This window comes from Arthrobacter arnarulunnguaqae (assembly GCF_051262515.1).
In the GTDB taxonomy this organism is placed as follows: domain Bacteria; phylum Actinomycetota; class Actinomycetes; order Actinomycetales; family Micrococcaceae; genus Arthrobacter_N.
Window position 1 is genome coordinate 151,433 of sequence record NZ_JBIMER010000001.1, and the last position, 26,388, is coordinate 177,820.

Sequence of the window (26,388 nt, forward strand, 5' to 3'; positions counted from 1 at the left end):
GAGGCTTTGGGTGAAATAAGACATGGAAACACCCGCCACCATCTTGGGCGACATCAGCAGCGTGGTCTGGGGACCGTTCCTGCTGATCCCGCTCCTGTTGGGCACCGGACTGTACCTGACCATCAGGCTGGGGGGCCTGCAATTCCTGAAGCTCGGCGCAGCGCTGAGGCTGGGCATCCTCCGGCGCAAGGACCCCGGGGCCGAGGGGGACATCTCGCAGTTCCAGGCGCTGACCACGGCACTGGCCGCGACCGTCGGCACCGGCAACATCGTGGGCGTCGCCACCGCCATCGGCATCGGCGGTCCCGGTGCCCTGTTCTGGATGTGGGTCACCGGCCTGCTCGGCATGGCGTCCAAGTACACCGAGGCGTACCTCGGCGTCCGCTACCGCGGCACCGATGCGGCGGGGGAGAAGTCCGGCGGTCCGCAGTACTACCTCGAGCGGGGCATCCCGGGTCCGTTGGGCAAGATCCTGGGCCTGTCCTTCGCGGTCTTCGCGGTCATCGCCTGCTTCGGCATCGGCAACATGACCCAGGGCAACTCGATCTCCAGCAACCTGGAGAACAGCTTCTCCATCCCCACCTGGCTGACCGGGCTGGTCCTGACTGTCGGCGCGATAATCGTGCTGGTCGGTGGCATCAAATCGATCGGCCGGGTCACCGCCGCGTTCGTGCCGGTCATGATCATCTTCTACGTGGCGGGCGCGATCTACATCCTGATCTCCAACATCACGGGGATGCCGGCCGCCATCGGACTGATCTTCACCGACGCGTTCACCGGGACCTCGGCCGTCGGCGGGTTCGCCGGCTCCGCGATCATCATCGCCGTGCAGTACGGCGTGGCCCGCGGCATATTCTCCAACGAGTCCGGCATGGGCTCGGCGGCCATCGCGGCCGCCGCCGCGCAGACCACACACCCGGTGCGCCAGGGTCTGGTCTCGATGACGCAGACGTTCATCGACACGATCATCGTCGTGACCTGCACCGGCCTGGTGATCATCACCACCGGGGTCTGGAACCAGACGGACGCATCCGGCGAACAGATCTCGGCGGCACTGATGACCGGCGAGGCGTTCACGAGTGGGTTGCCGGGCGAATGGGGTCACTGGATCGTCACCATCGGCCTGGTGATGTTCGCCTTCTCCACCATTCTCGGCTGGTCCTACTACGGCGAACGCAACGTCGAGCGCCTGCTCGGACGCCGCGCCGTCATGCCGTTCCGGATGCTGTTCTCGCTGGTGGTGTACATCGGCTGCACCGTCGAGCTCGCCGTCGTCTGGAACTTCTCCGACATGATGAACGGCCTCATGGCCCTGCCGAACCTGATCGGCCTGCTGCTGCTCTCGGGCATGGTGGCCCGGGAAACCCGGCACTACCTCAAGCACGACCCCAAGCTGGAGGCCTCCAAGGAGGAGATCGAGGCGTTCATGGCCGAACGCCCGGGTTGGGAAGAGTGGAAGGCCGGCAACGTGCTCGGCTCAAGCCACAAGATGTAGCGTCGGCTATCCGCCGGCGAAGGGGGGCAGGACGTCGACCTCGTCGGAGTCCGCGAGCGGCTTCCGCGCGTTCTTCGCCGACACCCCGTTGACCAGAAGGCTGGAGCGTTCGAGCACCCGGGCCAGCGTCGGCGCGTTGCGCGCCGACGGGGCCGGGTGCTCGGCCGCCAGATGGCGAACGAGCGCGTCCAGCGTGCCGCCGTCGGCCGCGATGCGCGCGAGGTGCACTGTTTCGTCGCGCACGCCCGCGGCGGCCGCCGCGGCGGCGAAGTACCGGATCCGCATCTAGCCTCCGATCGCGCTCATGGAGCGGTCGGGCTGAACGAAGTCGTCGGCCCCGAGGCCCACGTGGTCCATGCCGTGGGCCCGCGGCTTCGCCCACATGGCGGCGCGCCAGCGGTCCGCGACCTCCGTGTCGCTGGCGCCGGAGCGCAACAGCGCGGTCAGGTCCGTCTCCTCGCGCGAGAACAGGCAGCTCATGACCTTGCCCTCGGCCGTGATGCGGGTCCGGCGGCAGTCGGCGCAGAACGGCTCGGTCACCGAGGCGATGATCCCCACCGTGCCCAGCACGACGCCGGGATCGGACTTGGCGGCGACCGTGTACTTCTCGGCGGGGGCGCCGTCGCGGTCGGCGCCGTCGACGGTCAGCACATAGTCGCGGCGAAGCAATTCGCGGGTCTCCTCCGCCGTGACCATGTTGTCCTTGCGCCAGCCGTGGTCGGCGTCCAGGGGCATTTGTTCGATGAACCGGAGTTCGTATCCGTTCTCCAAAGACCAAGCCAGCAGCTCGGGCGCCTCGACGTCGTTGATTCCGCGCATCAGGACGGCGTTGATCTTCAGCGGCGCCAACCCGGCGGCGGCGGCTGCGTCGATGCCCTCGATGACCCGGGACAGGAAGTTGCGGCGGGCCAGCCGCTCGAATGACTCCGCATGGAGCGTGTCCAGCGAGACGTTGATGCGGCTGAGCCCGGCGGCGGCCAGTGCGGCCGCCTTCTCGGCGAGGCCGACGCCGTTGCTGGTCATCGAAATCGGAAGGTCCGGGTGGTCCTCGCGGAGTCCGGCGATGATGTCCACCAAGTCGTGCCGCACCAGCGGTTCGCCACCGGTCAGCCGTAGTTCCCTGACGCCGAGCGTGTCCACTCCGATCCGGACGATTCGCCGGATCTCCGCGGCCGTCAGGAGCCGTTCCTTGGGCAGCCAGGCGAGGCCGTCGGCCGGCATGCAATAGGTGCAGCGCAGGTTGCACTTGTCGATGAGCGACACGCGCAGGTCGGTGGCGACGCGGCCGAAGCGGTCCACGAGCCGCATGTCGCCTTCCGGTGCGGCCTGCAGGGCCTTCGGTAGGCCCGGCATGCCCAGCGACACCGCCGCGGCGACGCCAGATCGTGGGGTTTCGGGGCTCTGTTCCATGGGATCGAGCGTAGTGCACCGTGCGGGGCGGGGACAGTGAAAGCCGCGTCCCGGCCAGGCATTCCGCCACCGGCGTCAAAGGGCGCCGCCGTAGGATGGTTTCATGGAGCCCACCTTCCGGCGCACCGTCGACGAGCACCGCGAAACGCTGCGGGTCCTGCTCTCCGGTCCGCTTTCCTCGCTCGGGACGGAATCAGTGCCGCTGGCCGACGCGCGCGGCCGCACCCTCGCCGTCGAGCTGTCCGCCCCGCGGAACCTGCCGCCCTTCGACAATTCCCAGATGGACGGCTTCGCGGTGCGGACCGCCGATCTCGCCCCGGGCGGGCCGCTGGCGGTCGCGCGGCCGATCCCCGCGGGGGCCGCCGCGCCCGCGCTGCCGCCGGGCGCGGCGGCCCCCGTGATGACCGGGTCCATGCTGCCCGCGGGCGCGGACGCCGTCGTTCCCGTCGAGGCCGCCGATCCGCCCGTTTTCCCCGACTTCGTTGGCGGCGGATCACCGTACGACGGCGCGGCAACGGTCCGGCTTCCCGCCTCGCACCCCGCGGGGCGCTTCGTGCGCCGGGCGGGCAGCGACATCGCCGCGGGAACGGCGGCGCTGGCCGGGGGGACCCGGTTGGGACCGGCTCAACTGGGACTTGCCGCGGCACTGGGCGTCGCGGAGCTCGACGTCGTTCGCCGTCCGCTCGCGCTCCTGATTTCCACGGGCGACGAGGTCGCCGCGCCCGGCTCCGAACTGAAGCCGGGGCAGATCCACGACGCGAACACCACGCTGCTTCGTGCCTGCTTGGAACAGGCAGGATGGGAAGTGCGCCCGGCCGGAATCAGCGCCGACGACGTGGCCGGCTTCGTCTCTTCGTTGGCGGCGGAGCTCGGCGCCGCGGACGGGCCCGGATTCCAGTTGGTGCTGACCAGCGGCGGCATCAGCAAGGGCGCCTACGAAGTGGTCCGGCTGGCCCTCGCCGCGCACGGGGTGACCTTCGGCTCCGTGGCGTTGCAGCCCGGGGGGCCCCAGGGATCCGGCCTGCTGGAGCTGCCGGGGGTGCGCCCGGTTCCCGTGGTGGCCTTTCCCGGCAACCCCGTCAGCAGCTTCGTCAGCTTCGAGCTGTTCCTCCGCCCGGCCTTCGCACCCCTGATCGGTTTGCCGCATCGCCGAAGCGTCGACGCAACGCTGGCGCATTCGTTGGCGGGATCCCCGAACGGCAAGGTCCAGGCGCGGCGGGGCGTCTACTCCCCGGAGTCCGGGCGCGTGGCGACCGTGGGCGGAATGGAGTCCCACCTGGTGCATGCCCTCGCCCGTTCGAACGCGCTGATCCTGATCCCGGGCGAAACCACGGAGGTCGCGGCGGGCGCTACGGTTGAAACCATGTTGATGGGAGACGAATCATGAGCGGGGACGCGGCACGGGAGCTGAGCCATGTGCGGGCGGACGGCACGGCGCACATGGTCGACGTTTCGGCGAAGGCCGAGACCTCGCGCCAGGCGACCGCCGAGGCGGTGCTGACCACCCGGCCCGACGTCGTCGTCCTCATTGCCGACGGCACGCTGCCCAAGGGCGACGCGCTGGCGGTGGCCCGCGTCGCGGGAATCATGGGGGCCAAGAAGACGCCGGACCTGATACCCCTGTGTCACCCGCTGCCCCTGTCGAAGGTGACGGTGGACTTCGAGCCGGATGCCGCCGCCGGATCCGTGCGGATCGTGGCGGCCGTGAAGACCCGGGGAGTCACGGGCGTGGAGATGGAGGCGCTCACCGCGGCTTCGGTCGCGGCGCTGGCCCTCTACGACATGGTCAAGGCGGTGGACAAGCACGCGGTGATCGGCGGCATCCGGGTGCTTGCCAAGTCCGGCGGCAAGAGCGGCGACTGGTCCCTGGACGACTCCCGCGTCCCGGGAGCCGACGCATGAGCGCCCGCGAGCCGGGTGCCGCGCCGCGCCGAGCCGCCGTGCTGATCGCCTCGACGCGTGCGGCCACGGGCGTCTACGAGGACCGCACCGGACCGGTGATCCGCGACTGGCTCGCCGAGCACGGGCTGAAAACCGGCGAGGCGATCGTCGTGCCGGACGGGGAGCCGGTCGGTGCCGCTCTCCGGGCGATCCTCCTCACCGGGCCGCGCGTCGTGCTGACCAGCGGCGGCACCGGGCTCAGCCCCACGGACGCGACGCCGGAGATGACGCTTCCGCTCCTGGACCGGCACCTGCCCGGCATCATGGAGGCCATCCGCGCCGCGGGCAGGGCAAAGACTCCGCACGCGGACCTGAGCCGCGGATACGCGGGCACGTCCAACGGGACATTCGTCGCCAACCTGCCGGGGTCCCCGGGCGGCGTGATGGACGCGCTCGGCGTGCTGGATCCGATCATCGGACACCTGTGCGAACAACTGGAGGGCGGACATGGACATTGAGGCACGCGCCGGAACCCCGGCGCCCGGAATCGTGGTCGCGGCCGGCGTGAGCGCCGATCCGATCGACGTGGAGACCGCGTGGCAGGCCGTCGAGACCGCCGAGACCGGTGCCGTCGTCACGTTCGGCGGCGTCGTGCGCAACCACGACGGCGGGCGCGGCGTGGAGCGGCTTGCCTACAGCGCGCACCCCAGCGCGCCGCAGCGGATGCTCGAACTCGCCGCCGAGGTGGCCGACCGCCATCCCGGAACGCGGCTCTGGGCGTTCCACCGCATCGGAGACCTCGTGGTGGGGGACTCCGCGCTGGTGGCCGCGGCCGCCTCGGCGCACCGGGCCGAGGCCTTCGACGCCTGCCGCGACCTGGTCGAAGCCGTCAAGCACGGCGTGCCCGTGTGGAAGGAACAGCATTTCGACGACGGCGACACGGAATGGGTCGGCATCGCCTGACCGGGATAGCCTAGGGGCATGACCCCACCCCTTTCCGTTGCAGTCCTTGGCGCCTCCGGGCGCATGGGTGCCGAAGCCGTGCGCGCCGTCGAAGCCGCCCCGGACCTCCGCCTCGTCGCCGCGCTCGGCCGGAAGGACCCGCTCGGTGCCGTGCTCGACGCCGGCGCCACCCACGTCCTCGACCTCACCGTCCCGGAAAGCACCGAGGCCAACGTCCGCTTCGCCGTCGAGCATTCGCTCCACGCGGTGGTCGGAACGACCGGTTGGACCGAGGCGCGGCGCGCCTCGCTCGAGGAGCTGCTGGCCACCCGGCCCGGCACCGGCGTGCTCATCGCCCCGAACTTCGCACTGGGCTCGGTGCTGGCCACCGCCTTCGCCGCGCGCGCGGCCCGCTACTTCGAATCGGTCGAGGTGATCGAGCTGCACCACCCGGACAAGGTGGACGCGCCCTCCGGGACGGCGGTGCGCACCGCGGAACTGATCGCGGCCTCGCGGGCGGCGGCCGGCGTCGCGGGGAGCCCGGATGCCACGGCCTCCGGCCTCGAGGGCGCAAGGGGCGCCGACGTCGACGGGGTGCGTGTGCACTCGGTCCGGCTACGCGGCCTGGTCGCACACCAGGAGGTGCTCTTCGGGGGACCGGGGGAGCAGTTGACCCTGCGCCACGACTCCTTCGACCGCGCGTCCTTCATGCCGGGAGTCCTCCTGGGCCTGCGAACCGTTGCCGACCGCCCCGGATTGACCTACGGACTCGACGGCTACTTGGACCTGGGGGCGTAGCGCGGGTGAAGACCAAGCTGTGGGTGGGCGCGATCATCGCGCTTTTCGTGCTGTACCTTTTCGCGTCGTTCTCGTCCTCGATCGCCTACCTTTCCGCGCCGGAGCCGCTCGCCAAGGGCATCGGGGTGGCGGCGTTTGTGCTGCCGCTCATCGGGGTGTGGATCCTGGTCCGCGAGTTGTTGTTCGGCGCCCGCACCCAGCGGATGGCCCGCATTCTGGAGGCCGAGGGACTGCTGCCCGTCGACGAGCTGCCGCGGACGCCGTCGGGCCGCATCGTCAGGGCCGCGGCCGACGAGGACTTCGCCCAGTACAGGGACGAGGCCGAACGGAACCCGGACAGCTGGCGCAGCCTGCACCGACTGGCACTGGCCTACGACGTGGCGGGGGACCGCAAGCGGGCGCGGCACACGATGCGGGCCGCCGTTGCGTTGTTCGTCGCCTCGCCCGAATCGCGCATCGGCAGGCCCGCCCGCCCCCCGGCGGGCTAGAGCCAGCCACGCTCCCGGCCGCCTGGGCCGGGGGCCACCCCGCGGGCGGCCGGGAGCCGGCTCCGCGGGACCGCCTACCGGCGCGCGGTGTCGCCGGCCGCTCCGGCGGCCATCGTATGCACCATCGACTCCAGCGGTCCCCGGACGGCCGCCCACTTCAGGGCGATGCCCACCAGCAGCGCGGCCCCGGCGTACCACAGGTAGACACCGAGCCGGGGCCTGTCCGCGGTCGCACCGCTGAGCAGGTCCAACCCGACCAGATGCCCCAGGTAGAGGGTGAGCGTCGCCGCCCCCGCTCCGGCAATGGGCCACAGGAGCATCTCGCCCGCCCCGCCGAGCAGGGACTTCAGCGCCGTCGCGGCCAATTGGCAGATCCCCAGGACGGCCACCGCCGTTCCCGCCACGTGCAGGATGTCCAGCGGCGCTCCGGTGTGGGGGGCGGACAGCGCGAACCACCAGGGCGTCGATTCCACGCCGGCCAGCCCCTGCCCCGTCCGCAGCGAGACCCCCAGCGCGTCGGAGCCCCGGCCCGTACCCGACGTCAGGGCAGCTTCGGCGTCCGGACGGGCCAAAAGCGCCACGGATAGCGCCCGGGCACCCGCCGCGACGGCCGCGCCGGCCGTGGCGAACGCCAGGGCCACTGGTGGGCGCGAAACGTCGCAGCGCCCGACGAACAGGCCCAGCAGAACGAAGCCGGTCCACACGAGGACCGGGTAGTAGCCCGTGACCAAGAGGTCCGCCGCCAGGGTGGCCGGCCGGAACAGGTCCATGAAGACCGGGGAGCCGCCGACGTCCGCGGGCGTGAGCGCGGCGGAGACGGGCGGCCGCGCGAGGAACAGGAGGCCCGGCGACAAGAGCAACCACCCGCCGGCCCACCAGGCGAGCCGCCGTGCGGGAAGCCCCAGGAACGGGATCGCGAACAGGAACAACAGCCCGTAGTGGACGAGGATGACCGCCACGTGGGTGTCCAGCGAGCCGCCCACAAGTCCCAGGGTGGCAATCGCCAGCGCGCGGACCACCACGCCGCGGCGGGTCGCGGCGAGACGGTCGCCGGACAACGGCCGCGCCGCGCCGGTGAGCAACGCCAGCCCGACGCCGGCCAGCACGGCAAACAGCGCCGACGCCTTGCCCGCGAACCAGAGCGCCGCCCACGTGGGCTCGGCGGCGGCGAGGGCCGCTCCCGCGGAATCGTCCGTCACGTCCTTGGACAGCGGGATGATGTGGGTGGCCATCATGCCCAGGAGGGCGAGTCCCCTGGCCGCATCGATCCCGGCGAGCCGCGTCTTGGCGGGGCCTCGCCCGGGCGTGCTTTTCGTCATGTTGCCAGCCTACGGGCGGTGCCGCGGGGATCCCTCGTTCGCGGAAAGTGTAACGTTGTATCCATGCCAGCCTCCGCACCCGCCGCCGCCCGGAACGACTACACGTTCGGTACCCTGCTGACCGCCATGGTTACCCCCTTCAAGGACAACGGGGACGTCGACTACGACGCCGCCGCGCGCTTGGCGTCCAAGCTGGTCGACGATGGCTGCGACGGCCTGGTCGTCACCGGCACCACGGGCGAGACGTCGACGCTGGCGGACCACGAGAACCTGGAGATGTTCCGCGTCGTGGCCGACGCCGTCGGCGGCCGGGCCAAGGTCCTGGCAGGTTCGACGACGAACGACACGCGTCATTCGATCGCGCTTTCGCGCAGGGCAGCGGAGCTGCCCATCGACGGCCTGCTCGTGACCGCGCCCTACTACAACAAGCCGAGCCAAGCGGGCGTCCAGGCGCACGTCGAGGCGATCGCCGACGCCGTTGACCTGCCCGTGATGGTGTACGACATCCCCGGACGGGCCGGGATCGTCATCGAGACCGAGACGCTGATGCGGCTCGCGGAGCACCCCCGGATCGTTGCGTTGAAGGACGCCAAGGCGAACTTCCAGGAAACCACGCGCGTGCTGGCCAACACCGACCTGGACGTCTACTCGGGCGACGACGGACTGACGCTGCCGCTGATGGCGGCGGGCGCCGTCGGCCTGGTCTCGGTGACGGCACACGTGGCAACCGCCAAATACCGCGAGCTGGTCGATGCCGTCCGCGCAGGCGACCTCGCGACGGCCCGCGCCGCCCACTTCGCCCTGGACCCCGTGCAACGCGCCGTCATGTCCCACATCCAGGGAGCCGTCGCCGCCAAAACCATTCTCCATTGGCAGGGCGTCCTGCCGAACGCCCTCGTCCGGCTGCCCCTCGTGGCACCGACGGAGGCGGATCTCGCGCCGATCCGCGCCGATCTGGCGGAGGCCGGCTGGGCCATCTAGGAAAGTAGCCACCGCATGACCGAAACCCCTGTGGACCCCGCGGACGGGACGCGACTGAACGCTCCACCGCCCCTGCCGGAGGGCACACTGCGGATTGTGCCGCTCGGGGGACTCGGCGAGATCGGGCGCAACATGGCCGTGTTCGAGATCGCCGGCAAGTTGCTGATCGTTGACTGCGGAGTGCTGTTCCCCGAGGAATTCCAGCCCGGCGTCGACCTGATCCTGCCGGACTTCGGCTACATCCGGGACCGCTTGGACGACGTCGTAGGCGTCGTCCTGACGCACGGGCACGAGGACCACATCGGTGCCGTACCGTACCTATTGCGACTCAAGGCGGACATCCCGCTCATCGGCTCCAGGCTGACGCTCGCCCTGATCGAGGCCAAGCTGCAGGAACACCGGATCCGTCCGTTCACCCTCACGGTGGCCGAGGGCCAGGTGGAGAAGCTGGGGCCGTTCGAGTGCGAATTCGTCGCCGTGAACCACTCGATCCCCGACGCGCTGGCCGTCTTCATCCGTACAGTTGCGGGCAACGTCCTGCACACCGGCGACTTCAAGATGGACCAGTTGCCCCTCGACGGTCGCATCACCGACCTGCGCGCCTTCGCGCGTTTGGGCGAGGAAGGCGTCGACCTGTTCATGTCCGACTCCACCAACGCCGACGTGCCGGGCTTCACCACCGCCGAGAAGGAAATAGGTCCCGTGCTGGAGCGGCTTTTCGGCGTGGCCGAGAAGCGGCTGATCGTCGCTTCCTTCTCGTCCCACGTCCATCGCGTGCAGCAGGTTCTGGACGCGGCCCACCTCCACCAGCGCAAGGTCGCTTTCGTCGGCCGCTCCATGGTGCGGAACATGGCGATCGCCGCCAAGCTCGGCTTCCTCACCGTCCCGGACAACATCCTCGTGGACCTCAAGGAGGTGGACAAGCTCCCGGACCACAAGGTGGTGCTGATGTCCACGGGCTCCCAAGGGGAACCGATGGCGGCCCTGTCCCGCATGGCCAACGGCGACCACCGGATCAACGTGGGCCGGGGCGACACCGTTATCCTGGCGTCTTCGTTGATCCCCGGAAACGAGAACGCGGTGTTCCGCATCATCAACGGACTCATGCGCCGCGGTGCGGAGGTGGTGCACAAGGGCAACGCCAAGGTGCACGTCTCCGGGCACGCCTCCGCCGGCGAGTTGCTCTACTGCTACAACATCATCAGGCCGAAGAACGCCATGCCGGTGCACGGTGAGACGCGGCACCTGATCGCCAACGGCCGCCTCGCCGAACAGACGGGAGTCCCCGCGGCCAACGTGCTGCTGACGGAGGACGGGTCCGTGGTCGACCTGCGCGGGGGAGTCGCACGGGCCGTGGGACGGATCGACTGCGGATTCGTCTACGTGGACGGCTCCAGCGTCGGCGGCGTCACCGACGACGACCTCAAGGACCGCAGGACCCTGGGCGAAGAGGGATTCATCTCGGTGATCAGCGTGGTCAACAGGCAGACCGGGAAGATCGTTTCGGGGCCCGACATCCACGCCCGCGGCGTGGCGGAGGACGACTCCGTCTTCGACGACATCAAGCCGAAGATCGCCGCCGCGCTGGAGGAGGCTGTGGTCAACAACCCGACGCACACCACGCACCAGCTCCAGCAAGTGGTTCGCCGGGTGATCGGGTCATGGGTCAGCCGCAAGCTGCGGCGTCGGCCGATGATCGTGCCGGTGGTCCTGGAGGCCTAAATCCGGAGGCCCAAAGGGGCGTGTAGATCCCCGGTTTCAAGGCCCATTTCGGGTACCGTGGCGACTATGGCCACCCGTACTTCCCCCAGCCAGCCGAAGGCCTCTGGCCGCAAACCGGCCAGCGCAGCAGGGGCGCGCAGCAAGTCCGCCGGCGCCGCGCGCACCCCCACCGCCCGCACGCGCCAGCAACAACAGGTTCCCGAACACGACCTGCCGTTTCCGCTGCGCGCCGTGCGTGGTCTCTGGATGGGGATCGCGCGCATCGTGGCCGGCGCCTTCCGCAAGCTGGGGCGGGACGTCAATCCGGACCACGACCTGCGCCGGGACGGCACCGGCCTGTTCCTGGTGCTCATCGCGGCGGTCGTCGCCAGCGTCGAATGGTGGGGCCTGCGCGGACAGGGCTGGTACGGCACCGCGGTGCACAACGTCGCCGGCGGCACGTTCGGCTACATGGCCGTCATCCTTCCCTTTGTTCTCCTGGTGGGCGCGTTCAGGCTGTTCCGCCATCCGGAGGAAGACCGCGCCAACACCCGCGTCGGCATCGGCCTGACGCTGGGCACGGCGGCCGGAGCCGGTATCGCCCACGTCGTCGAGGGCGTCCCCACGCTCTCCGATGCCTTCGACCGGCTGTGGTCCGGAGGCGGCATCGTGGGGTTCCTCATGACCTCGCCCATCTCCGGCCTCATCAGCCGCTGGGGCGCCCTGGTGATCATGTGCCTCCTGCTCTTCCTGAGTCTGATGATCATCACGGCCACCCCGTTCCGCCACATCCCGGCACGCCTGCGCCAGGGATACGAATGGGTCATGGGTCAGCCGGACGACGCCGGGCGGGACACGCGGGACGGTCCCGAGCACGACCAGAGCTACCTCTACGAGGAGCGCAAGGCCAAGTCCCGCGAGGACCGCAAAGCCCGGCGGAAGGGAAGCCTCTTCGGCAAGGACAAGCGGACGCGCGACGACGAAGACGACGCGTCGCGCGGCGCCTTCTCCGGCGACGAGGCCTACGACCACGCGGTCATCCGCGAAGCGGACGAGGAGGCGCGTCCGGAGGACGCCGCGTCCGAGCCACGGATACCACCGGGCGTGCGCCGTCCCACGGCGTCCGAACGCGCCATCGAGAAGATCAAGAGCGACGTCGGCCTCGGCGACCCCGCACCGGTCACCGAGGCGATCGACACGGCCGACCTGGCCGCCCTGGCGGCGTCGGCGCCGAAGGTTCCCTCGAATCCCGTGGCCCAGCCCGCGCCCCTGACGCCGATCCCGCAGCGCACCGAGCAGCTGCAGCTGTCTGGCGACGTCGCCTACACCCTGCCGGCGTCGGAGTTCCTCCCGTCCGGGCCACCGGCCAAGGAGCGTTCGGAGGCCAACGACTCCGTCGTGAAGGCGCTGACGGAGACCCTCGACCAGTTCAAGGTCGAGGCCCAGGTCACCGGCTTCAGCCGCGGACCGACCGTGACCCGCTACGAGATCGAGTTGTCGCCCGGGACCAAGGTGGAGCGCGTCACCGCCCTGAGCAAGAACATCTCCTACGCGGTCGCTTCCTCGGACGTGCGCATCCTCAGCCCCATCCCGGGCAAGAGCGCCATCGGCATCGAGATCCCGAACGCCGACAAGGAGGTCGTGGCCCTCGGCGACGTCCTGCGCTCCAACGCGGCGCGGAAGACCGAGCACCCCATGGTCATGGGCGTCGGCAAGGACGTCGAGGGCGGCTTCGTCGTCGCCAACCTGGCCAAGATGCCCCACCTGCTCGTCGCTGGTGCCACTGGCGCGGGCAAGTCCTCGTTCGTGAACTCGATGATCACGTCCATCCTGATGCGCGCGACCCCGGACGAGGTCCGCATGGTCATGGTGGACCCCAAGCGCGTCGAACTCACCGCCTACGAGGGTGTTCCGCACCTGATCACCCCGATCATCACCAACCCGAAGAAGGCCGCCGAGGCGCTGCAGTGGGTGGTCCGCGAGATGGACACGCGCTACGACGACCTCGCGAACTTCGGCTACAAGCACATCGACGACTTCAACAAGGCCGTCCGGAACGGCAAGGCGGTACCTCCCGAGGGTTCCAAGCGCGTCATGAAGCCCTACCCGTACCTGCTGGTGATCGTCGACGAGCTCGCGGACCTCATGATGGTGGCCCCGCGCGACGTCGAGGACTCGATCGTCCGCATCACCCAACTCGCCCGCGCCGCCGGCATCCATCTGGTGCTGGCGACCCAACGACCGTCCGTGGACGTCGTGACGGGCCTCATCAAGGCCAACGTTCCCTCGAGGATGGCGTTCGCGACGTCCTCGGTCACCGACTCTCGGGTCGTGCTGGACCAGCCGGGCGCCGAGAAGCTGCTGGGGCAGGGAGACGCGCTGTTCCTGCCGATGGGCGCCTCGAAGCCGATGCGCGTCCAAGGCGCCTGGGTCACCGAGTCGGAAATCCACCGCGTCGTCGAGCACGTCAAGGGACAGCTGAAGGCGGAGTACCGCAAGGACGTCGCCGTAGAGGTCGCCAAGAAGGAAATCGACGACGACATCGGCGACGACCTCGAGGTGCTGTTGCAGGCCACGGAACTGGTGGTCACCACACAGTTTGGTTCGACGTCGATGCTGCAGCGCAAGCTGCGCGTCGGGTTCGCCAAGGCAGGACGCCTGATGGACCTGCTGGAGTCGCGCGGCGTCGTCGGCCCCTCGGAGGGGTCCAAGGCGCGCGACGTGCTCGTCAAGCCGGACGACCTTCCCGGCGTCTTGGCGACGATGCGCGGGGAGGACGCTCCGGCGTCGGCCGGGGAGGCGCCGGCGATGGAGGCCGCGCTGGCCGAGAACGCCAACGCCAACCACTACGGAACCGACGTCGTCGGCGAGGACCTGGATAGCCGCACGCGGGCGATCGACTACCACGACGGGTCCGACGACGGCGACGAGGGGGGCTCCAACGACGCGTGGAGCCTCACCGGAAGGTAGCCTGAGTCCGTGACATCGCATGAGGAGGACGGCGGCACCGACCCCGTCCCGACGCTGAACATCGCCAACGTGCTCACCACGCTGCGCATCGTCATGGTCCCGTTCTTCGCGTGGGCGCTGCTGGCGGACGACTCCGGGTACGGCGTCCTGCGTTGGGTCGCCGTGGCGGTCTTCGCGGCGGCGATCTACACGGACAAGCTCGACGGCGACCTGGCCCGCAGCCGGGGCCTGATCACCAACTTCGGCAAGATCGCCGACCCGATCGCGGACAAGCTCCTGCTCGGCTCGGCTCTGGTGCTGCTGTCGCTGCTCGGGGAACTGCCCTGGTGGATCACCGTCGTCATCCTCGTTCGTGAACTGGGGATCACGTTGCTGCGTTTCGCGGTGATCCGATACGGGGTCATGCCGGCGTCGCGCGGGGGCAAGCTGAAGACGGTGACGCAGTCCCTGGCCGTGTTCCTGTACCTGCTGCCGGTGACACACACCGTGGGATGGCTGGAGGTCGTCGCGCTCGCGGTGATGCTGCTTGCCGTGGCCATCACGCTCTACACGGGAATCGACTATGTGTTCCAGGCCGCCCGCCTGCGCGCGGCCGCGCGGCGGGGCAAGTAGGTGGCCGAGCGCACGCCGGAGGCGACCGGCGCCACGAGCTGCTGGCCGCTGCCCGAGCCCGCCGCAGCCGGACTGCCCATGGCGCGGGAGGTGGTCGAGGCCGCCGTCGGACGCTCCGTGACAGTGGCAACCGCGGAATCCCTCACCGCCGGACTCGTGTCCGCGGCGCTGGCGGACATCGCCGGATCCTCCGCAGTCCTGCGCGGCGGCGTCGTCGCTTACCACAACGACGTCAAGTCGGGGCTCCTCGGTGTGGACCCCGATCTGTTGGAACGGGTCGGCTCGGTCGACGGCGAGGTCGCCGCGCGGATGGCCGTCGGCGCGCGCAGTGCCTGCGGGGCGGACTTCGCGGTCTCCACCACCGGCGTTGCCGGCCCCGCGGCCCACGACGGCAAAGACGTCGGCACTGTTTTCATCGGATATGCGGGACCGGACGGAACGGGGTTCGAGGCATTCCGGTTCGAGGGCGACCGCCAGCGAATCCGGGTGCAGTCGAGGGACGCCGCACTGCGGAAACTCCGAGAACTAGCCTTCGGCAAAGATTAAGCCACAACGCGGTCGTATCACTGGCAGGCGTGGTCCCCGAATGGATAGGGTGGTCTCCCGGGAACAAAACGTGGCCCCCGGTAGTTGGAAAAAGCATCGGGGAACGCACGAGGCGCCACCCGATCCGACCGTCAAGCCGGCGCAAGGACCCAAAGGAGTAAGGCAATACACATGGTCAAGCAACCCGTAACCGTGAACGGTGTCGTCCGTTGGCGGGATGTGGGACTGACAGAAGATGCCCGTCGCGACCAGAAGGAGCCCAAGATGGTAGTCCTACGCCACGAAATTGGCGACGTCCTCCGGGACGTTCGTCAGCGTCAGGGCCGTACCCTGCGCGAAGTGTCACACAACGCCCGCGTTTCCCTGGGCTACCTTTCGGAGGTCGAACGCGGCCAGAAGGAAGCATCCTCCGAACTTCTCTCGTCCATTTGCGGTGCCTTGGATGTCCCGCTTTCCCTGATGCTCCGCCAGGTAAGCGACCGCGTCGCGCTGGCCGAGGGCGTAGAGATTCCCGACACCGTCCCTGTCGAGCTGTCGAGCGAGTTCGGGTCCATGCCCGAGGAATGGCCGGACCGCCTGAAGGGGATGGCCTCCAGCCGCTAGGCGCGCCACTCGCGGCCATACTGCCCAGGCCGCGCGGCAGCAACGCGAAAGGGACCCGGAAACGGGTCCCTTTCCGTATCCCGTAGCGGATACGCGGTTCGCTACGGTTCCTGCGAGAGCTACATCGGGTCGTTCCGGTAGGAATGGTTCAGCCGCGTCAGCAACGCAGCCAGGGACGACAGGTCGTCGACCGGCCAATCGGCGAGCAAGTCGTGGAACACATGGCGTCGTGCGGTCTGGGCGGCGGAGAGCTGCCGCGCGCCCTCCTCGGTGAGGCTGATGGTCTGAGCGCGTCCATCCAGCGGGTCGGCGGTCTTGCGCACGATGCCCAGGGATTCGAGCAGGGTCACCTGACGGCTGACCGACGGCTTTCCGACACCGATCTCCGCCGCCAGATCCGTGAGGCGGAGGCTGCCCTTGCGCTGTAGGGCGGCGAGAAGTCCGTAGGCTCCGGGTTCCATGTCCGGATGGACCTGGCGGGCCACCTTGTTGCCGTTGGCGCGGGCCCGCCGCCAGAGGAAACTCAACTGCTCCTCCATGTCGTGGATGGCCTGGTCGCGGTCTCCGGCGAAGGCCGGGGCATCGTGGTGCGTCATGACCACCATGATAGGTGGCGGTCCCCGGCGCGGTGGCGTGCGCGTGGGACAATTCAAGGGTGAGACTCAGTGATTTCTGGCGTTTGATGGAGGACGAGTTCGGCTCCGCGTACGCCCGCGTGTTGGCGGGCGATCTGGTTTTGGCGGAACTGGGTGGCCGCACGGCGCAGGAGGCCCTTTCCGCCGGGGCGCACCCCCGCGCCGTGTGGCTCGCCGTCTGCGAGATGCAAGACGTGCCGCCGGTGCGGCGCCTCGGAATCGACAGGATGCCCAAGGACTGAAAGTGGCACGGACACGCCGGGAAGATGAATCGAATATCTGTTCGGATAACGATAGGCTCCTCACAGAGATGAAATACGGGGCCAACGGCCCCGACCGTCCACAACCGACGCATCCCGGGCCAAAATGTCCGGGCCGGCACATAGCGTGGTTAAAGGACGAACAACGGGCCGGAAGGCCATGAGACAACCGAGGTGGGCAAATGGCCGCAATGGACCGCGAGAAGGCGCTCGACGCAGCGCTGGCGCAAATCGACAAGCAATTCGGCAAGGGTTCCGTGATGCGTTTGGGCGATGACACCCGCGCCAAGATAGAGGTGATCCCCACGGGTTCGATCGCCCTGGACATCGCGCTCGGCATTGGCGGTCTTCCCCGCGGCCGCGTCGTGGAAATCTACGGTCCGGAGTCCTCGGGTAAGACCACCGTCGCATTGCACGCCGTGGCCAACGCCCAGAAGAACGGCGGCATCGCCGCGTTCATCGACGCCGAGCACGCGCTGGACCCCGAATACGCGAAGAAGCTCGGCGTGGATACGGACGCGCTCCTGGTCTCGCAGCCCGACACGGGCGAGCAGGCCCTGGAGATCATGGACATGCTGATCGGATCCGGGTCGCTGGACGTCATCGTCATCGACTCGGTCGCCGCGCTGGTTCCGCGCGCCGAGATCGAGGGCGACATGGGAGACAGCCACGTCGGTCTGCAGGCGCGCCTGATGAGCCAGGCGCTCCGGAAGATCACAGGTCGCCTGAGCCAGACGAAGACCACGGCCATCTTCATCAACCAGCTACGTGAAAAGATCGGCGTCTTCTTCGGCAGCCCGGAGACGACGACGGGCGGCAAGGCACTGAAGTTCTACGCGTCGGTTCGCATCGACGTCCGCCGCATCGAGACACTGAAGGAAGGCACCAACGCGGTGGCCAACCGGACCCGCGCCAAGATCGTCAAGAACAAGATGGCCCCGCCGTTCAAGCAGGCCGAGTTCGACATCGTCTACGGGCACGGCATTTCCCGCGAGGGCGGTCTGATCGACATGGGTGTCGAGGAGGGCTTCGTGAAGAAGTCCGGCGCGTGGTTCACCTACGACGGGGACCAGTTGGGACAGGGCAAGGAAAACGCGCGCAGGTTCCTCACCGACAACCCAGACCTGGCCAACGAATTGGAGCGCCGGATCAAGGAGAAGCTTGGCATCGGCGCACCGGTCGAGGCCGATGTCAAGGATCCGAAGCTGAAGGCAGTCTCGGACTCGTAGCCATGGTGCGGACACCGGACTGGAGCGGCCTGACCGGCTCCGGAGACGACGCCGGCGGGCAGCGCTCGCCTTCCACCGACTCCTCCGATGCGTCGCCCGGGGCCGCAAGCGTCTCGAAGCGTCGGTCCAATGGGCGGGACGCGGGGGACGCCGATCCGGAAGCCGCCGCACGCGCCATCGTGCTGCGGCAGTTGACCGGCTCGGCGAAGAGCCGCAGGCAGCTCGAGGAGAAACTCGCGCGGCGGGACATCCCCGCCGCCGCCGCCGGCGCGGTGCTGGACCGGTTCGAGGAGCTGCAGCTGGTCGACGACGAGGCTTTCGCGCAGGCGTGGGTACGGAGCCGCGCGCACTCCCGTGGCCTAGCCGCCAGCGCGCTCCGCAGGGAATTGCGCGAAAAGGGCATCGCTCCGGAATTAGCGGACCGGGCGCTTGAGCAACTCACCGTCGAAGACGAGTTGGCGTCCGCGCGGGACCTGGCCCAACGTAAGCTGCGTTCCGTGCCGCCCTCGGCGGACCGCGACAAGGCAGTGCGGCGCATCGTGGGGATGCTCGGCCGCAAGGGATACGGCCCATCGATGGCCTTCCGAGTAGCCAACGAGGCGTGGGACGAGCACGGCGGCTCCTAGACGATGTCCACGGGGTCTGTTCGCGGCCGGTGACGGTCCGGACGCTGCCTCCGGGTTCGGTACCCTTGAACGGTGAGTCTCACCATCCCCAGTCCCCAGATCCAGGCTAGCGGCGACGCCGGGCGCACCTATGAGGTGCGCACTTTCGGCTGCCAGATGAACGTCCACGATTCCGAGCGTCTCGCCGGGCTCCTGGAGACCTCGGGTCTTGTACCGGCCGAGGAGGGACACGGCGTGGCCGACGTCATCGTCTTCAACACCTGCGCGGTGCGCGAAAACGCGGACAACAAGCTTTACGGCAACCTCGGCCGCTTGGCTCCCATCAAGGGGCGCCGACCGGGGATGCAGATCGCCGTGGGGGGGTGTCTGGCCCAAAAGGACCGGGAAACAATCCTCGAGAAAGCTCCGTGGGTCGACGTCGTGTTCGGCACCCACAATGTCGGGTCGTTGCCGGCCCTGCTCGAGCGGGCGCGGCACAACAACGAGGCTCAGCTGGAGATCCTGGAGTCGCTCGACGTCTTCCCTTCCACCCTGCCCACCAAGCGCGATTCCGTGTATTCCGGCTGGGTGTCGATCTCGGTCGGCTGCAACAACACCTGCACGTTCTGCATCGTCCCCAGCCTGCGCGGCAAGGAGCGCGACCGGCGGCCCGGGGACATCCTGGCTGAGGTGGAGGCGCTCGTTGCCGACGGCGCCATCGAGGTCACCCTCCTCGGACAGAACGTGAACTCGTACGGTGTCGAGTTCGGGGACCGTCTGGCTTTCGGCAAGCTCCTGCGGGCCTGCGGAAACATCCCCGGGCTGGAGCGCGTGCGGTTCACCAGCCCGCACCCGGCGGCCTTCACCGACGACGTGATAGAGGCGATGGCCGATACCCCGAACGTGATGCCCCAGCTGCACATGCCGCTGCAGTCGGGGTCCGACAAGGTACTCAAGGACATGCGGCGTTCCTACAGATCCACGAAATTCCTCGGTATCCTCGACCGGGTCCGGGAGCGTATCCCGCACGCCGCCATCACGACGGACATCATCGTCGGCTTCCCGGGCGAGACCGAGGAGGATTTCCAGGCCACGCTCGACGTCGTCGAACGTTCTCGGTTCGCCAGCGCATTCACCTTCCAGTACTCCAAACGTCCCGGTACCCCCGCGGCCGAACTGCCGGACCAGCTACCCAAGTCGGTCGTCCAGGAGCGGTACGAACGACTCACGGCCCTCCAGGACCGCATCTGCGCGGAGGAGAACTCCCTGCAGGTCGGCCGCCGCGTCGAGATCATGGTCACGGCGCAGGCCGGCCGGAAGTCGAATGAAACCCACCGTTTGTCGGGGCGCTCGCGCGACCAGCGTCTCGTGCACTTCACCGTTCCAGAGGGTGCCGAACATCCACGGCCCGGCGATCTCGTGACGGTCCCGGTCACCTCCGCCGCCTCCTTCCACCTGATCGCGGATCCCGGGGAGCCAGCGGAGTACCAGCTTCGGCGGTCGCGGGCAGGCGACGCGTGGGACAGGGCACAGGCCGAGACGTGCGGCGTACCGGCGGTGGGTGGCACCGGAGGTGGCGGCGTCAGCCTGGGCATGCCGGTGCTGCCGCCGCGCGCCTAACGTGGCTTCTGCCGCGAGGCGACCGGTGGTGGCCATCGTGGGTCCCACCGGCACCGGAAAATCGGACCTCGCGATCGAGCTCGCCCTGCGCCTCGACGGCGAGGTGGTCAATGGCGACGCGTTGCAGTTCTACCGGGGCATGGACATCGGCACGGCCAAGGTGGCCCCGGAGGAACGCCGCGGGGTCACGCACCATCTGCTGGACATCCTCGATGTCCGGGAGGAGGCGAGCGTCGCGCGGTTCCAGGCCCAGGCCAGGGCCGCGTTCGACGAGATCGAGTCCCGCGGACGCGTTCCGATCCTCGTCGGCGGCTCCGGACTCTATGTCCGCGCCGCGCTGGACGTGCTTGAGTTTCCCCCGACCGATGCCCGGGTCCGCCGCCGCATCGAAGAGGAAGGGGCCGCATACGGCGTCGGGGCCCTTCTTGTGCGCCTACGGGATGTCGATCCGGCGTCGGCCGAGCGTCTGACCGACGCCCGGCGGATCGTTCGGGCATTGGAGGTCCATGAACTCACGGGAAGGACGTTCGGATCGTTCATGCCGGACCGGACGTATTCCCGACCAGCCGTCCAGCTGGCCTTGGATTTGGAACGGCCCCGCCTGCACGAACGGCTGCGGGAGCGTGTGCAGGCCATGGTAACCAAGGGACTTTTGGACGAAGTGCGCGACCTCGACGGCAGGGGGCTGCGCACCGGCAAGACTGCCTGTCGCGCCATCGGCTACGCGCAGTTCCTCGACGTGGTCGACGGGTTGGCAACCGTTGACGAGGCAGCCGATCGAACTGTCGTTGCCACGCGTCAATTCGCCCGACGGCAGGTCACGTGGTTCCGCGCCGACCACCGCGTGCGCTGGATGGATGCCGCCGATCCCGGGTTGCTGGACGCGTCGCTGGGGATCCTGGGCGAGTCGCCGTAGCACCGTTACGGCGGATTCGCCGGGGGCAAGGCGCGCACTAGGCTTGGAGGCATGAGCACAGAGCGCGCCACGCGGAACTTCAATGAGTTGTCCGGCCTGGCCTTTTCCAAGGGGCACGGCACCGGTAACGACTTCGTCCTTGTCGCAGATCCCGGGGGTGAGCGCTTTCTGGCGCCCGAGGCGGTCGCCGCGATCTGCGACCGCCACCTGGGTATCGGCGGCGACGGGCTCATCCGCGCGGTGCGCTCCGAGTCCCTGCCCGAGGGACGCGCCCTCGTGGCGGCCGACCCGCGTGCCGAGTGGTTCATGGACTACCACAACGGGGACGGCTCGCTGTCGGAGATGTGCGGGAACGGCGTGCGCGTCTTCGTTCACTTCCTGATCGAGGAGGGCCTGGTGGCGCTGGAAGAGGGCGAGACCCTGACCATCGGGACCAGGGCCGGCGTCAAGGTGGTCGCCCGGTCGGCGGACGGCTACGCGGTGGACATGGGGCCGTGGGCGTTCGCGTCCCCAACGGAGGCCGAGGAACGGGCTCTCGACTCGGTCGTGGAGACCGACGGACTGGACGTTGCCCGGCCGGCGTTGAGCATCAGCATGGGCAATCCGCACACGGTGGTCGCGCTGTCGGAGGCCAGCGAACTCGAACACGCGGAACTGCACCGTGCCCCGCGGGTGGACCCCGTTCCCGAGCATGGAACCAACGTCGAGTACGTGGTGCCGTCCGAGCCCCTCGTAGAACGCGGCGTCGGCCGCATCCGGATGCGGGTCCACGAGCGTGGCGTCGGGGAAACGCAGTCCTGTGGAACGGGCGCCTGCGCCGCCGTGGTGGCCACACGCCACTGGGCGGGTGGAACGTCAGCGGACCGCTGGGACGTGCAGGTGCCCGGGGGCGTGGTGGCAGTCCGGTTCATGACCGGGGTCGACGGCCGCGAACACGTGGAGCTCAGTGGGCCGGCGGCCATCGTCGCGCGGGGCACGCTCGCCTAGTCCCGCGCGGCACCTGGGATCTGTGGCTAGCGGGGACGGACCACGCGAAGCAGCCGAAACGACTTCGCGGTCGAGGCCCGCTCCACCGTCCAACCCTCCGACAGCTGTTCGCCCAGCCAGGTTTGCAGCGAATCCGATCCGAGGTTCTTCTGCACCACGAGCCAGGCCTCGCCGCCCGGAGACAGCCGCGGAAGCCACTGGAGCAGGATCTCGTGGAGCGCCTCCTTACCCACCCGGATCGGGGGATTGGACCAAATCGTGGCGAACTCCAGAGCCCCGGGAACCGACTCCGGCTTTCCCGCGACCACGTTGTCCACGTTCAGGATGCGGGCATTCTCACGCGTGAGTTCGATGCTTCGTTCGTTGACGTCAACGGCGTAGACGGTCGCGCCGGGCGATCTCATCGCAAGGGTCAAGGCTATGGGGCCCCATCCGCATCCGATGTCCAACAGCGCGCCTTGTTCGGCGGGGGCGGGAGCGCCCGCCAGGAGAACCGCCGTCCCCTTGTCCACGCCGTCGGGACTGAAGATCCCGCCGGAGGTCACCATCGTTCGTTCGGCCCCTCCGAGGGGCACCCGGATGGTCTTGCGCTTGAGCGGGGTGGACGGTTGTGCGCTGAAATAATGGTCGGAGCCCATGGAGGCAGGTTAACCGCAGCCGACGGATTGCTGGTAATCCGCGTCCGAGCCGAACCACGGATGCGGGCCCCGCGTCGTTCGCCCACCGGGGAACCGGGGCTAAACGACGGCTCCGGGGACTATCCTGATAGCAACCATCCGCCAAAGGGGAACATGACCAACTTGAACCAGCCCAACCCGCACGACCGCGGTCTGAACGACGACGAGATCCAGTCCGTCATCGACCGAATCCTAGCCGCGGACAACGCGGCCGCGAAGAAATCCGCGGGGACCGCCCCATCTGGCGCCGAGCGCGCTCTGGCGGGTGGTCGGGCACAGGCTTTGGGTGGCGGCCACGGCCGCGAGCACTCGGACTCCGACGGCGAACAGCGCGACCTCGAGGAACGGCGGGCGCTCCGCCGTGTTGCGGGACTGTCCACGGAGCTGGAGGACGTCAGCGAGGTTGAATACCGGCAGCTGAGGCTCGAGCGGGTCGTGCTGGCCGGCATCTGGACGGAGGGCACGGCAATCGAGGCCGAAAACTCGCTGCGCGAGCTGGCCGCCCTCGCGGAGACCGCGGGTTCCGAGGTTCTGGACGGCCTGATCCAGCGGCGACTCAAGCCGGACCCGGGCACGTATCTGGGGTCGGGCAAGGCCATGGAACTCAAGGACATCGTTTCGGCCACCGGTGCGGACACGGTGGTAGTGGACTCGGAGCTGTCCCCGTCGCAGCGCCGCGGCCTGGAGGACATCATCAAGGTGAAGGTGATCGACCGGACGGCCCTGATCCTGGACATCTTTGCACAGCACGCACAGAGCCGCGAAGGCAAGGCCCAAGTCGAACTGGCACAACTGGAGTACCTGTTGCCCAGGCTACGCGGCTGGGGCGAGTCCATGTCCCGCCAGGCTGGCGGCCGCGTTGGCGCGGCCGGCGGAGGCATCGGGTCGCGCGGACCGGGTGAAACGAAGATCGAACTCGACCGCCGTCGAATCCGCACGCGCATGTCTAAGCTGCGTCGCGAGATCGCCGCGATGAAACCCGCCCGCGAAACCAAGCGCGCCAACCGCAAGCGCAACACTGTTCCCTCGGTGGCCATAGCAGGCTACACCAACGCCGGCAAGTCCTCCCTGTTGAACCGGCTAACGGACGCGGGGGTCCTCGTCGAGAACGCATTGTTCGCGACACTGGACCCGACGGTCCGCAAGACGGAAACGGCGGACGGACTGGGCTACACCCTGGTTGACACCGTGGGTTTTGTCCGGAGCCTGCCGACCCAACTCGTGGAAGCGTTCCGCTCCTCGTTGGAGGAGGTCGCGGACGCGGACCTGATCCTGCACGTGGTCGACGCGTCGCATCCGGATCCGGAGGGGCAGATCCATGCCGTCCGCCAGGTCTTCACGGAAGTCGATGCGCAGAACGTCCCGGAGATCATCGTCCTGAACAAGGCGGACGTGGCGGACCCGTTCGTGTTGGAACGGATCCGGCAGCGCGAGCCGCGCCACGTCGTCGTCTCCGCCCGGACGGGCGACGGCATCGACGAGTTGCTGCAGCTGATCAGCGACTCGATACCCAGGCCGAGTCTGCGGCTCGAGCTGTTGATCCCCTACGACCGCGGGGACATCGTCAACCGGCTCCACGGCTCCGATGCAGAGATCCTCGAGACCGAACACGTCGGGGACGGTACACGGATGGTCGTGAAGGTCCGCGAGGGCCTGGCGTCCGAATTGGAGCGGTTCACCGTACATGGCTGAGGTCGAGGACGTCATTGCGCTCCTCGACGTGGCAGTCGAGGGCATGGGGGGACAGAACCGCGCTGGCCAGCACGAAATGGCACAGAAGGTGTGCGAATCCCTCGACTCGGGCAGGCATCTGCTGGTGCAGGCGGGGACCGGCACCGGCAAGTCGCTCGCGTATCTGGTTCCCGCGATCGCCCATGCGCTGGAAGCGGACAAGCCGGTCGTGGTCTCCACGGCCACGCTCGCCCTGCAGGCGCAAATCGTGGGCCGCGACGTGCCCCGGTTGCTGGAGCACCTGCGTCCGCACCTGCCGCGACCTGTGAACGTTGCGTTGGCAAAGGGACGCTCAAACTACGTGTGCAAGTACAAGCTTGGCGGCGGATATCCCGATGAGGACGACGGGGCGGTCTTCGCCCTCGGCGAGGACGGAGCGGCCAGGCCGCTGACCGCGGGGGCGGGCCCCAGTAGCGCACTGGGCCAGGAAGTCGTGCGTTTGCGCGAATGGGCCGAGGAAACCGAATCCGGCGACCGCGACGACCTGACTCCGGGAGTGGGCGACCGCGCCTGGCACCAGGTTTCGGTAACGGCCATGGACTGTCTGGGGGCGCAGAAGTGCCCCATGGCCGAGGAGTGCTTCAGCGAACTTGCCCGCAAGAACGCAGCCGAGGCTGACATCGTGATTACAAACCATGCCATGTTGGCGATTGCCGCGTTCGAGGGACTGGCCGTTTTGCCGGACTTCGACACGGTGATCATTGACGAGGCCCACGAACTCCAAGACCGCGTGACGAATTCCGTGACCCGTCCGCTGTCCGTCGCCCTGGTGGGCGCGGCCGTGTCCGCCGCGCGCAAACACTGCGCGGTTAGCGTCGAGGCCCTCAACCAGGCGGGCAAGGCGCTACAACGCGCACTCGAGGGGCACCCCACCGGTTTGATGCCCTCTGGGTTGAACGAGGAGCAGGCCGCCGCGGTGCGTCAAATCCGCGAGGCCGCGCGGGTGGCGCTCTCGGACTCCAAACCCGCGGGGAACGAGTCCGTCGACGGCGGCAGGCAGATGGCGCGTTCGCAACTCCAGTACCTCGCCGAGCAGTGCGACCGCTTCGAATCGGCCCAGGATTCCCGCGAGGTCCTGTGGGCATCGCGTTCCGGGACGTTCACTCCCGGACAGGGGTTCACCCAACCGGACGAATCCACTCCGGCGACCCTGAACGTCGCCCCGCTATCCGTCGCGGGCCGTCTGCGGGAGGGATTGTTCGACGGAAGGACGGTCATCCTGACGTCGGCGACACTCGCGATTGGCGCGGCCTTCGAACCGGTTGCCGGTTCGCTCGGCCTGCTGGGCGAAGGTGCCCCCAGCTGGACCGGAGTCGACGTCGGAAGCCCTTTCGACTATCCCCGCCAAGGCATGTTGTACGTCGCCAAGCACCTGCCGAAGCCGTCACGGAGCGTGTCGTCGGAGACGCTTGCCGAACTCGGGGATCTCATTCGCGCCGCGGGCGGGGGGACGCTCGCGTTGTTCTCGTCCCGTCGGGCAGCGGAGGAGGCCGCGGAGGCTTTGCGTCCGTTGGTTGACCAAGAGATCCTCTGCCAGGGCGAATCGGGTATGGCCGCCCTCGTCAAGCGGTTCGGCGAGGAAAGGGACACCTGCCTCTTCGGAACCATGACCCTGTGGCAGGGGGTTGACGTGCCCGGCCCGGCATGCCGCCTCGTGGTGATCGACCGCATTCCGTTCCCGCGCCCCGACGACCCGCTAGCCACCGCCCGGAGCAGGGACGTGGCCCGTCACGGCGGAAACGGCTTCATGGCAGTCTCGGCAAGCCACGCCGCCGTTCGTCTCGCCCAAGGGGCGGGACGACTGATCCGCTCCACCTCCGACCGGGGAGTGGTGGCGGTCCTCGATTCGCGGCTGGCCACAGAGCGGTATGGCGGCTTTCTCCGCGCCTCGTTGCCTCCGATGTGGGCAACGACGGACAAGAAGACTGTGCTGGGCGCGTTGGAGCGGCTTGCCGGTTCCTAGGTGCGTGCGGGCGGCGCCG

26 protein-coding genes are annotated in these 26,388 nt (G+C 68.9%); 21 read left to right on the forward strand and 5 right to left on the reverse strand.

Going from position 1 to position 26,388, the window contains the following annotated elements; genetic code table 11:
• The first annotated feature begins 22 nt into the window (after positions 1–22).
• Entirely contained in the window at positions 23–1,495 is a 1,473-nt protein-coding gene (locus ACHAAJ_RS00660; protein WP_435725919.1) for an alanine/glycine:cation symporter family protein, read from the forward strand.
• A gap of 6 nt (positions 1,496–1,501) precedes the next feature.
• Here ACHAAJ_RS00660 and ACHAAJ_RS00665 read toward each other — a convergent pair whose 3' ends face one another.
• Complete coding sequence (locus tag ACHAAJ_RS00665) at positions 1,502–1,780, reverse strand: MoaD/ThiS family protein (RefSeq protein ID WP_435725921.1); 279 nt, start codon at positions 1,778–1,780, stop codon at positions 1,502–1,504.
• The gene (gene moaA, locus ACHAAJ_RS00670) at positions 1,781–2,848 is read right to left on the reverse strand and encodes a GTP 3',8-cyclase MoaA (protein ID WP_435726220.1); all 1,068 of its coding nucleotides are present in this window, start codon (positions 2,846–2,848) and stop codon (positions 1,781–1,783) included.
• Positions 2,849–3,008: 160 nt separating this feature from the next.
• On the opposite strand from moaA, the gene ACHAAJ_RS00675 reads away from it, so the two are divergent.
• From ACHAAJ_RS00675 to ACHAAJ_RS00700, 6 genes are read left to right on the forward strand one after another with little or no spacing between them, the layout of a single operon-like run.
• Positions 3,009–4,292: a molybdopterin molybdotransferase MoeA gene (locus ACHAAJ_RS00675; protein WP_435725922.1), complete on the forward strand. Its 1,284-nt coding sequence runs from the start codon at positions 3,009–3,011 to the stop codon at positions 4,290–4,292.
• Entirely contained in the window at positions 4,289–4,807 is a 519-nt protein-coding gene (moaC, locus tag ACHAAJ_RS00680; RefSeq protein WP_435725924.1) for a cyclic pyranopterin monophosphate synthase MoaC, read from the forward strand. Before ACHAAJ_RS00675 ends, moaC begins: the two co-directional genes overlap by 4 nt.
• Positions 4,804–5,304, forward strand: a complete 501-nt coding sequence (locus tag ACHAAJ_RS00685; protein WP_435725926.1) for a MogA/MoaB family molybdenum cofactor biosynthesis protein — start codon at positions 4,804–4,806, stop codon at positions 5,302–5,304. The genes moaC and ACHAAJ_RS00685 overlap by 4 nt, the downstream gene beginning before the upstream one ends.
• Positions 5,294–5,749 carry a molybdenum cofactor biosynthesis protein MoaE gene (locus ACHAAJ_RS00690; RefSeq protein WP_435725927.1) on the forward strand — a complete coding sequence of 152 codons (456 nt, stop codon included), beginning with the start codon at positions 5,294–5,296 and terminating at the stop codon, positions 5,747–5,749. Before ACHAAJ_RS00685 ends, ACHAAJ_RS00690 begins: the two co-directional genes overlap by 11 nt.
• Positions 5,750–5,767: 18 nt before the next feature.
• Positions 5,768–6,526, forward strand: coding sequence for a 4-hydroxy-tetrahydrodipicolinate reductase (dapB, locus tag ACHAAJ_RS00695; protein WP_435725928.1), 759 nt, complete (start codon positions 5,768–5,770; stop codon positions 6,524–6,526).
• 5 nt (positions 6,527–6,531) lie between these two features.
• Positions 6,532–7,014 carry a hypothetical protein gene (locus tag ACHAAJ_RS00700; protein ID WP_435725929.1) on the forward strand — a complete coding sequence of 161 codons (483 nt, stop codon included), beginning with the start codon at positions 6,532–6,534 and terminating at the stop codon, positions 7,012–7,014.
• 74 nt (positions 7,015–7,088) lie between these two features.
• Here ACHAAJ_RS00700 and ACHAAJ_RS00705 read toward each other — a convergent pair whose 3' ends face one another.
• Complete coding sequence (locus tag ACHAAJ_RS00705; RefSeq protein ID WP_435725930.1) at positions 7,089–8,333, reverse strand: heparan-alpha-glucosaminide N-acetyltransferase domain-containing protein; 1,245 nt, start codon at positions 8,331–8,333, stop codon at positions 7,089–7,091.
• Positions 8,334–8,396: 63 nt separating this feature from the next.
• On the opposite strand from ACHAAJ_RS00705, the gene dapA reads away from it, so the two are divergent.
• The 6 genes from dapA (at position 8,397) to ACHAAJ_RS00735 (ending at position 15,746) form a co-directional block, all read left to right on the forward strand.
• A complete protein-coding gene (gene dapA, locus ACHAAJ_RS00710; protein ID WP_435725931.1) occupies positions 8,397–9,314 on the forward strand; it encodes a 4-hydroxy-tetrahydrodipicolinate synthase in 918 nt (305 codons plus the stop codon).
• 15 nt (positions 9,315–9,329) lie between these two features.
• The gene (locus tag ACHAAJ_RS00715; RefSeq protein ID WP_435725932.1) at positions 9,330–11,036 is read left to right on the forward strand and encodes a ribonuclease J; all 1,707 of its coding nucleotides are present in this window, start codon (positions 9,330–9,332) and stop codon (positions 11,034–11,036) included.
• A gap of 66 nt (positions 11,037–11,102) precedes the next feature.
• Positions 11,103–13,985 (forward strand): FtsK/SpoIIIE family DNA translocase, encoded by a 2,883-nt coding sequence (locus ACHAAJ_RS00720; RefSeq protein WP_435725933.1) that lies wholly within the window; start codon positions 11,103–11,105, stop codon positions 13,983–13,985.
• A 9-nt stretch (positions 13,986–13,994) separates the two neighbouring features.
• Positions 13,995–14,597, forward strand: coding sequence for a CDP-diacylglycerol--glycerol-3-phosphate 3-phosphatidyltransferase (gene pgsA, locus ACHAAJ_RS00725; RefSeq protein ID WP_435725934.1), 603 nt, complete (start codon positions 13,995–13,997; stop codon positions 14,595–14,597).
• Positions 14,598–15,143: a CinA family protein gene (locus tag ACHAAJ_RS00730; protein ID WP_435725935.1), complete on the forward strand. Its 546-nt coding sequence runs from the start codon at positions 14,598–14,600 to the stop codon at positions 15,141–15,143.
• A gap of 171 nt (positions 15,144–15,314) precedes the next feature.
• Positions 15,315–15,746, forward strand: coding sequence for a helix-turn-helix domain-containing protein (locus ACHAAJ_RS00735; protein ID WP_435725936.1), 432 nt, complete (start codon positions 15,315–15,317; stop codon positions 15,744–15,746).
• A 119-nt stretch (positions 15,747–15,865) separates the two neighbouring features.
• Here the strand turns inward: ACHAAJ_RS00735 and ACHAAJ_RS00740 are convergent, their stop codons facing one another.
• Positions 15,866–16,342, reverse strand: coding sequence for a MarR family winged helix-turn-helix transcriptional regulator (locus ACHAAJ_RS00740; RefSeq protein WP_435725937.1), 477 nt, complete (start codon positions 16,340–16,342; stop codon positions 15,866–15,868).
• A gap of 59 nt (positions 16,343–16,401) precedes the next feature.
• Between ACHAAJ_RS00740 and ACHAAJ_RS00745 the strand changes: the two genes are divergently transcribed.
• From ACHAAJ_RS00745 to dapF, 6 genes are all read left to right on the forward strand, one after another.
• Positions 16,402–16,623 carry a DUF3046 domain-containing protein gene (locus ACHAAJ_RS00745; RefSeq protein ID WP_435725938.1) on the forward strand — a complete coding sequence of 74 codons (222 nt, stop codon included), beginning with the start codon at positions 16,402–16,404 and terminating at the stop codon, positions 16,621–16,623.
• 200 nt (positions 16,624–16,823) lie between these two features.
• Entirely contained in the window at positions 16,824–17,870 is a 1,047-nt protein-coding gene (gene recA, locus ACHAAJ_RS00750) for a recombinase RecA (protein WP_435725939.1), read from the forward strand.
• A 2-nt stretch (positions 17,871–17,872) separates the two neighbouring features.
• Positions 17,873–18,496: a regulatory protein RecX gene (locus tag ACHAAJ_RS00755; RefSeq protein ID WP_435725940.1), complete on the forward strand. Its 624-nt coding sequence runs from the start codon at positions 17,873–17,875 to the stop codon at positions 18,494–18,496.
• 72 nt (positions 18,497–18,568) lie between these two features.
• Positions 18,569–20,095: a tRNA (N6-isopentenyl adenosine(37)-C2)-methylthiotransferase MiaB gene (miaB, locus tag ACHAAJ_RS00760; RefSeq protein ID WP_435725941.1), complete on the forward strand. Its 1,527-nt coding sequence runs from the start codon at positions 18,569–18,571 to the stop codon at positions 20,093–20,095.
• 28 nt (positions 20,096–20,123) lie between these two features.
• Positions 20,124–21,011, forward strand: a complete 888-nt coding sequence (gene miaA, locus ACHAAJ_RS00765; RefSeq protein WP_435725942.1) for a tRNA (adenosine(37)-N6)-dimethylallyltransferase MiaA — start codon at positions 20,124–20,126, stop codon at positions 21,009–21,011.
• Between the two features lie 51 nt (positions 21,012–21,062).
• Positions 21,063–21,998: a diaminopimelate epimerase gene (gene dapF, locus ACHAAJ_RS00770; protein WP_435725943.1), complete on the forward strand. Its 936-nt coding sequence runs from the start codon at positions 21,063–21,065 to the stop codon at positions 21,996–21,998.
• Between the two features lie 26 nt (positions 21,999–22,024).
• Here dapF and ACHAAJ_RS00775 read toward each other — a convergent pair whose 3' ends face one another.
• Positions 22,025–22,636, reverse strand: a complete 612-nt coding sequence (locus tag ACHAAJ_RS00775) for a class I SAM-dependent methyltransferase (RefSeq protein ID WP_435725944.1) — start codon at positions 22,634–22,636, stop codon at positions 22,025–22,027.
• 153 nt (positions 22,637–22,789) lie between these two features.
• Here ACHAAJ_RS00775 and hflX point away from each other — a divergent pair, with 153 nt between their 5' ends.
• Both hflX and ACHAAJ_RS00785 read left to right on the forward strand, forming a co-directional pair.
• On the forward strand, positions 22,790–24,367 hold the full coding sequence (hflX, locus tag ACHAAJ_RS00780) for a GTPase HflX (protein ID WP_435725945.1): 1,578 nt from the start codon (positions 22,790–22,792) through the stop codon (positions 24,365–24,367).
• Positions 24,360–26,369 (forward strand): ATP-dependent DNA helicase, encoded by a 2,010-nt coding sequence (locus ACHAAJ_RS00785; protein ID WP_435725946.1) that lies wholly within the window; start codon positions 24,360–24,362, stop codon positions 26,367–26,369. The genes hflX and ACHAAJ_RS00785 overlap by 8 nt, the downstream gene beginning before the upstream one ends.
• Positions 26,370–26,388 lie beyond the last annotated feature (19 nt).

Excerpts from the sequence above, each read along its gene's own strand:
- ACHAAJ_RS00705 (WP_435725930.1), bottom strand. The coding sequence starts at position 8,333 with ATGACGAAAAGCACGCCCGGGCGAGGCCCCGCCAAGACGCGGCTCGCC.
- dapB (WP_435725928.1), top strand. The coding sequence starts at position 5,768 with ATGACCCCACCCCTTTCCGTTGCAGTCCTTGGCGCCTCCGGGCGCATG.
- ACHAAJ_RS00715 (WP_435725932.1), top strand. The coding sequence starts at position 9,330 with ATGACCGAAACCCCTGTGGACCCCGCGGACGGGACGCGACTGAACGCT.
- dapA (WP_435725931.1), top strand. The coding sequence starts at position 8,397 with ATGCCAGCCTCCGCACCCGCCGCCGCCCGGAACGACTACACGTTCGGT.
- ACHAAJ_RS00785 (WP_435725946.1), top strand. The coding sequence starts at position 24,360 with ATGGCTGAGGTCGAGGACGTCATTGCGCTCCTCGACGTGGCAGTCGAG.
- ACHAAJ_RS00675 (WP_435725922.1), top strand. The coding sequence starts at position 3,009 with ATGGAGCCCACCTTCCGGCGCACCGTCGACGAGCACCGCGAAACGCTG.
- ACHAAJ_RS00755 (WP_435725940.1), top strand. The coding sequence starts at position 17,873 with ATGGTGCGGACACCGGACTGGAGCGGCCTGACCGGCTCCGGAGACGAC.
- ACHAAJ_RS00775 (WP_435725944.1), bottom strand. The coding sequence starts at position 22,636 with ATGGGCTCCGACCATTATTTCAGCGCACAACCGTCCACCCCGCTCAAG.
- dapF (WP_435725943.1), top strand. The coding sequence starts at position 21,063 with ATGAGCACAGAGCGCGCCACGCGGAACTTCAATGAGTTGTCCGGCCTG.
- ACHAAJ_RS00720 (WP_435725933.1), top strand. The coding sequence starts at position 11,103 with ATGGCCACCCGTACTTCCCCCAGCCAGCCGAAGGCCTCTGGCCGCAAA.
- ACHAAJ_RS00735 (WP_435725936.1), top strand. The coding sequence starts at position 15,315 with ATGGTCAAGCAACCCGTAACCGTGAACGGTGTCGTCCGTTGGCGGGAT.
- moaA (WP_435726220.1), bottom strand. The coding sequence starts at position 2,848 with ATGCCGGGCCTACCGAAGGCCCTGCAGGCCGCACCGGAAGGCGACATG.
- recA (WP_435725939.1), top strand. The coding sequence starts at position 16,824 with ATGGCCGCAATGGACCGCGAGAAGGCGCTCGACGCAGCGCTGGCGCAA.
- moaC (WP_435725924.1), top strand. The coding sequence starts at position 4,289 with ATGAGCGGGGACGCGGCACGGGAGCTGAGCCATGTGCGGGCGGACGGC.
- hflX (WP_435725945.1), top strand. The coding sequence starts at position 22,790 with ATGACCAACTTGAACCAGCCCAACCCGCACGACCGCGGTCTGAACGAC.
- ACHAAJ_RS00665 (WP_435725921.1), bottom strand. The coding sequence starts at position 1,780 with ATGCGGATCCGGTACTTCGCCGCCGCGGCGGCCGCCGCGGGCGTGCGC.
- ACHAAJ_RS00660 (WP_435725919.1), top strand. The coding sequence starts at position 23 with ATGGAAACACCCGCCACCATCTTGGGCGACATCAGCAGCGTGGTCTGG.
- ACHAAJ_RS00740 (WP_435725937.1), bottom strand. The coding sequence starts at position 16,342 with ATGACGCACCACGATGCCCCGGCCTTCGCCGGAGACCGCGACCAGGCC.
- ACHAAJ_RS00685 (WP_435725926.1), top strand. The coding sequence starts at position 4,804 with ATGAGCGCCCGCGAGCCGGGTGCCGCGCCGCGCCGAGCCGCCGTGCTG.
- ACHAAJ_RS00690 (WP_435725927.1), top strand. The coding sequence starts at position 5,294 with ATGGACATTGAGGCACGCGCCGGAACCCCGGCGCCCGGAATCGTGGTC.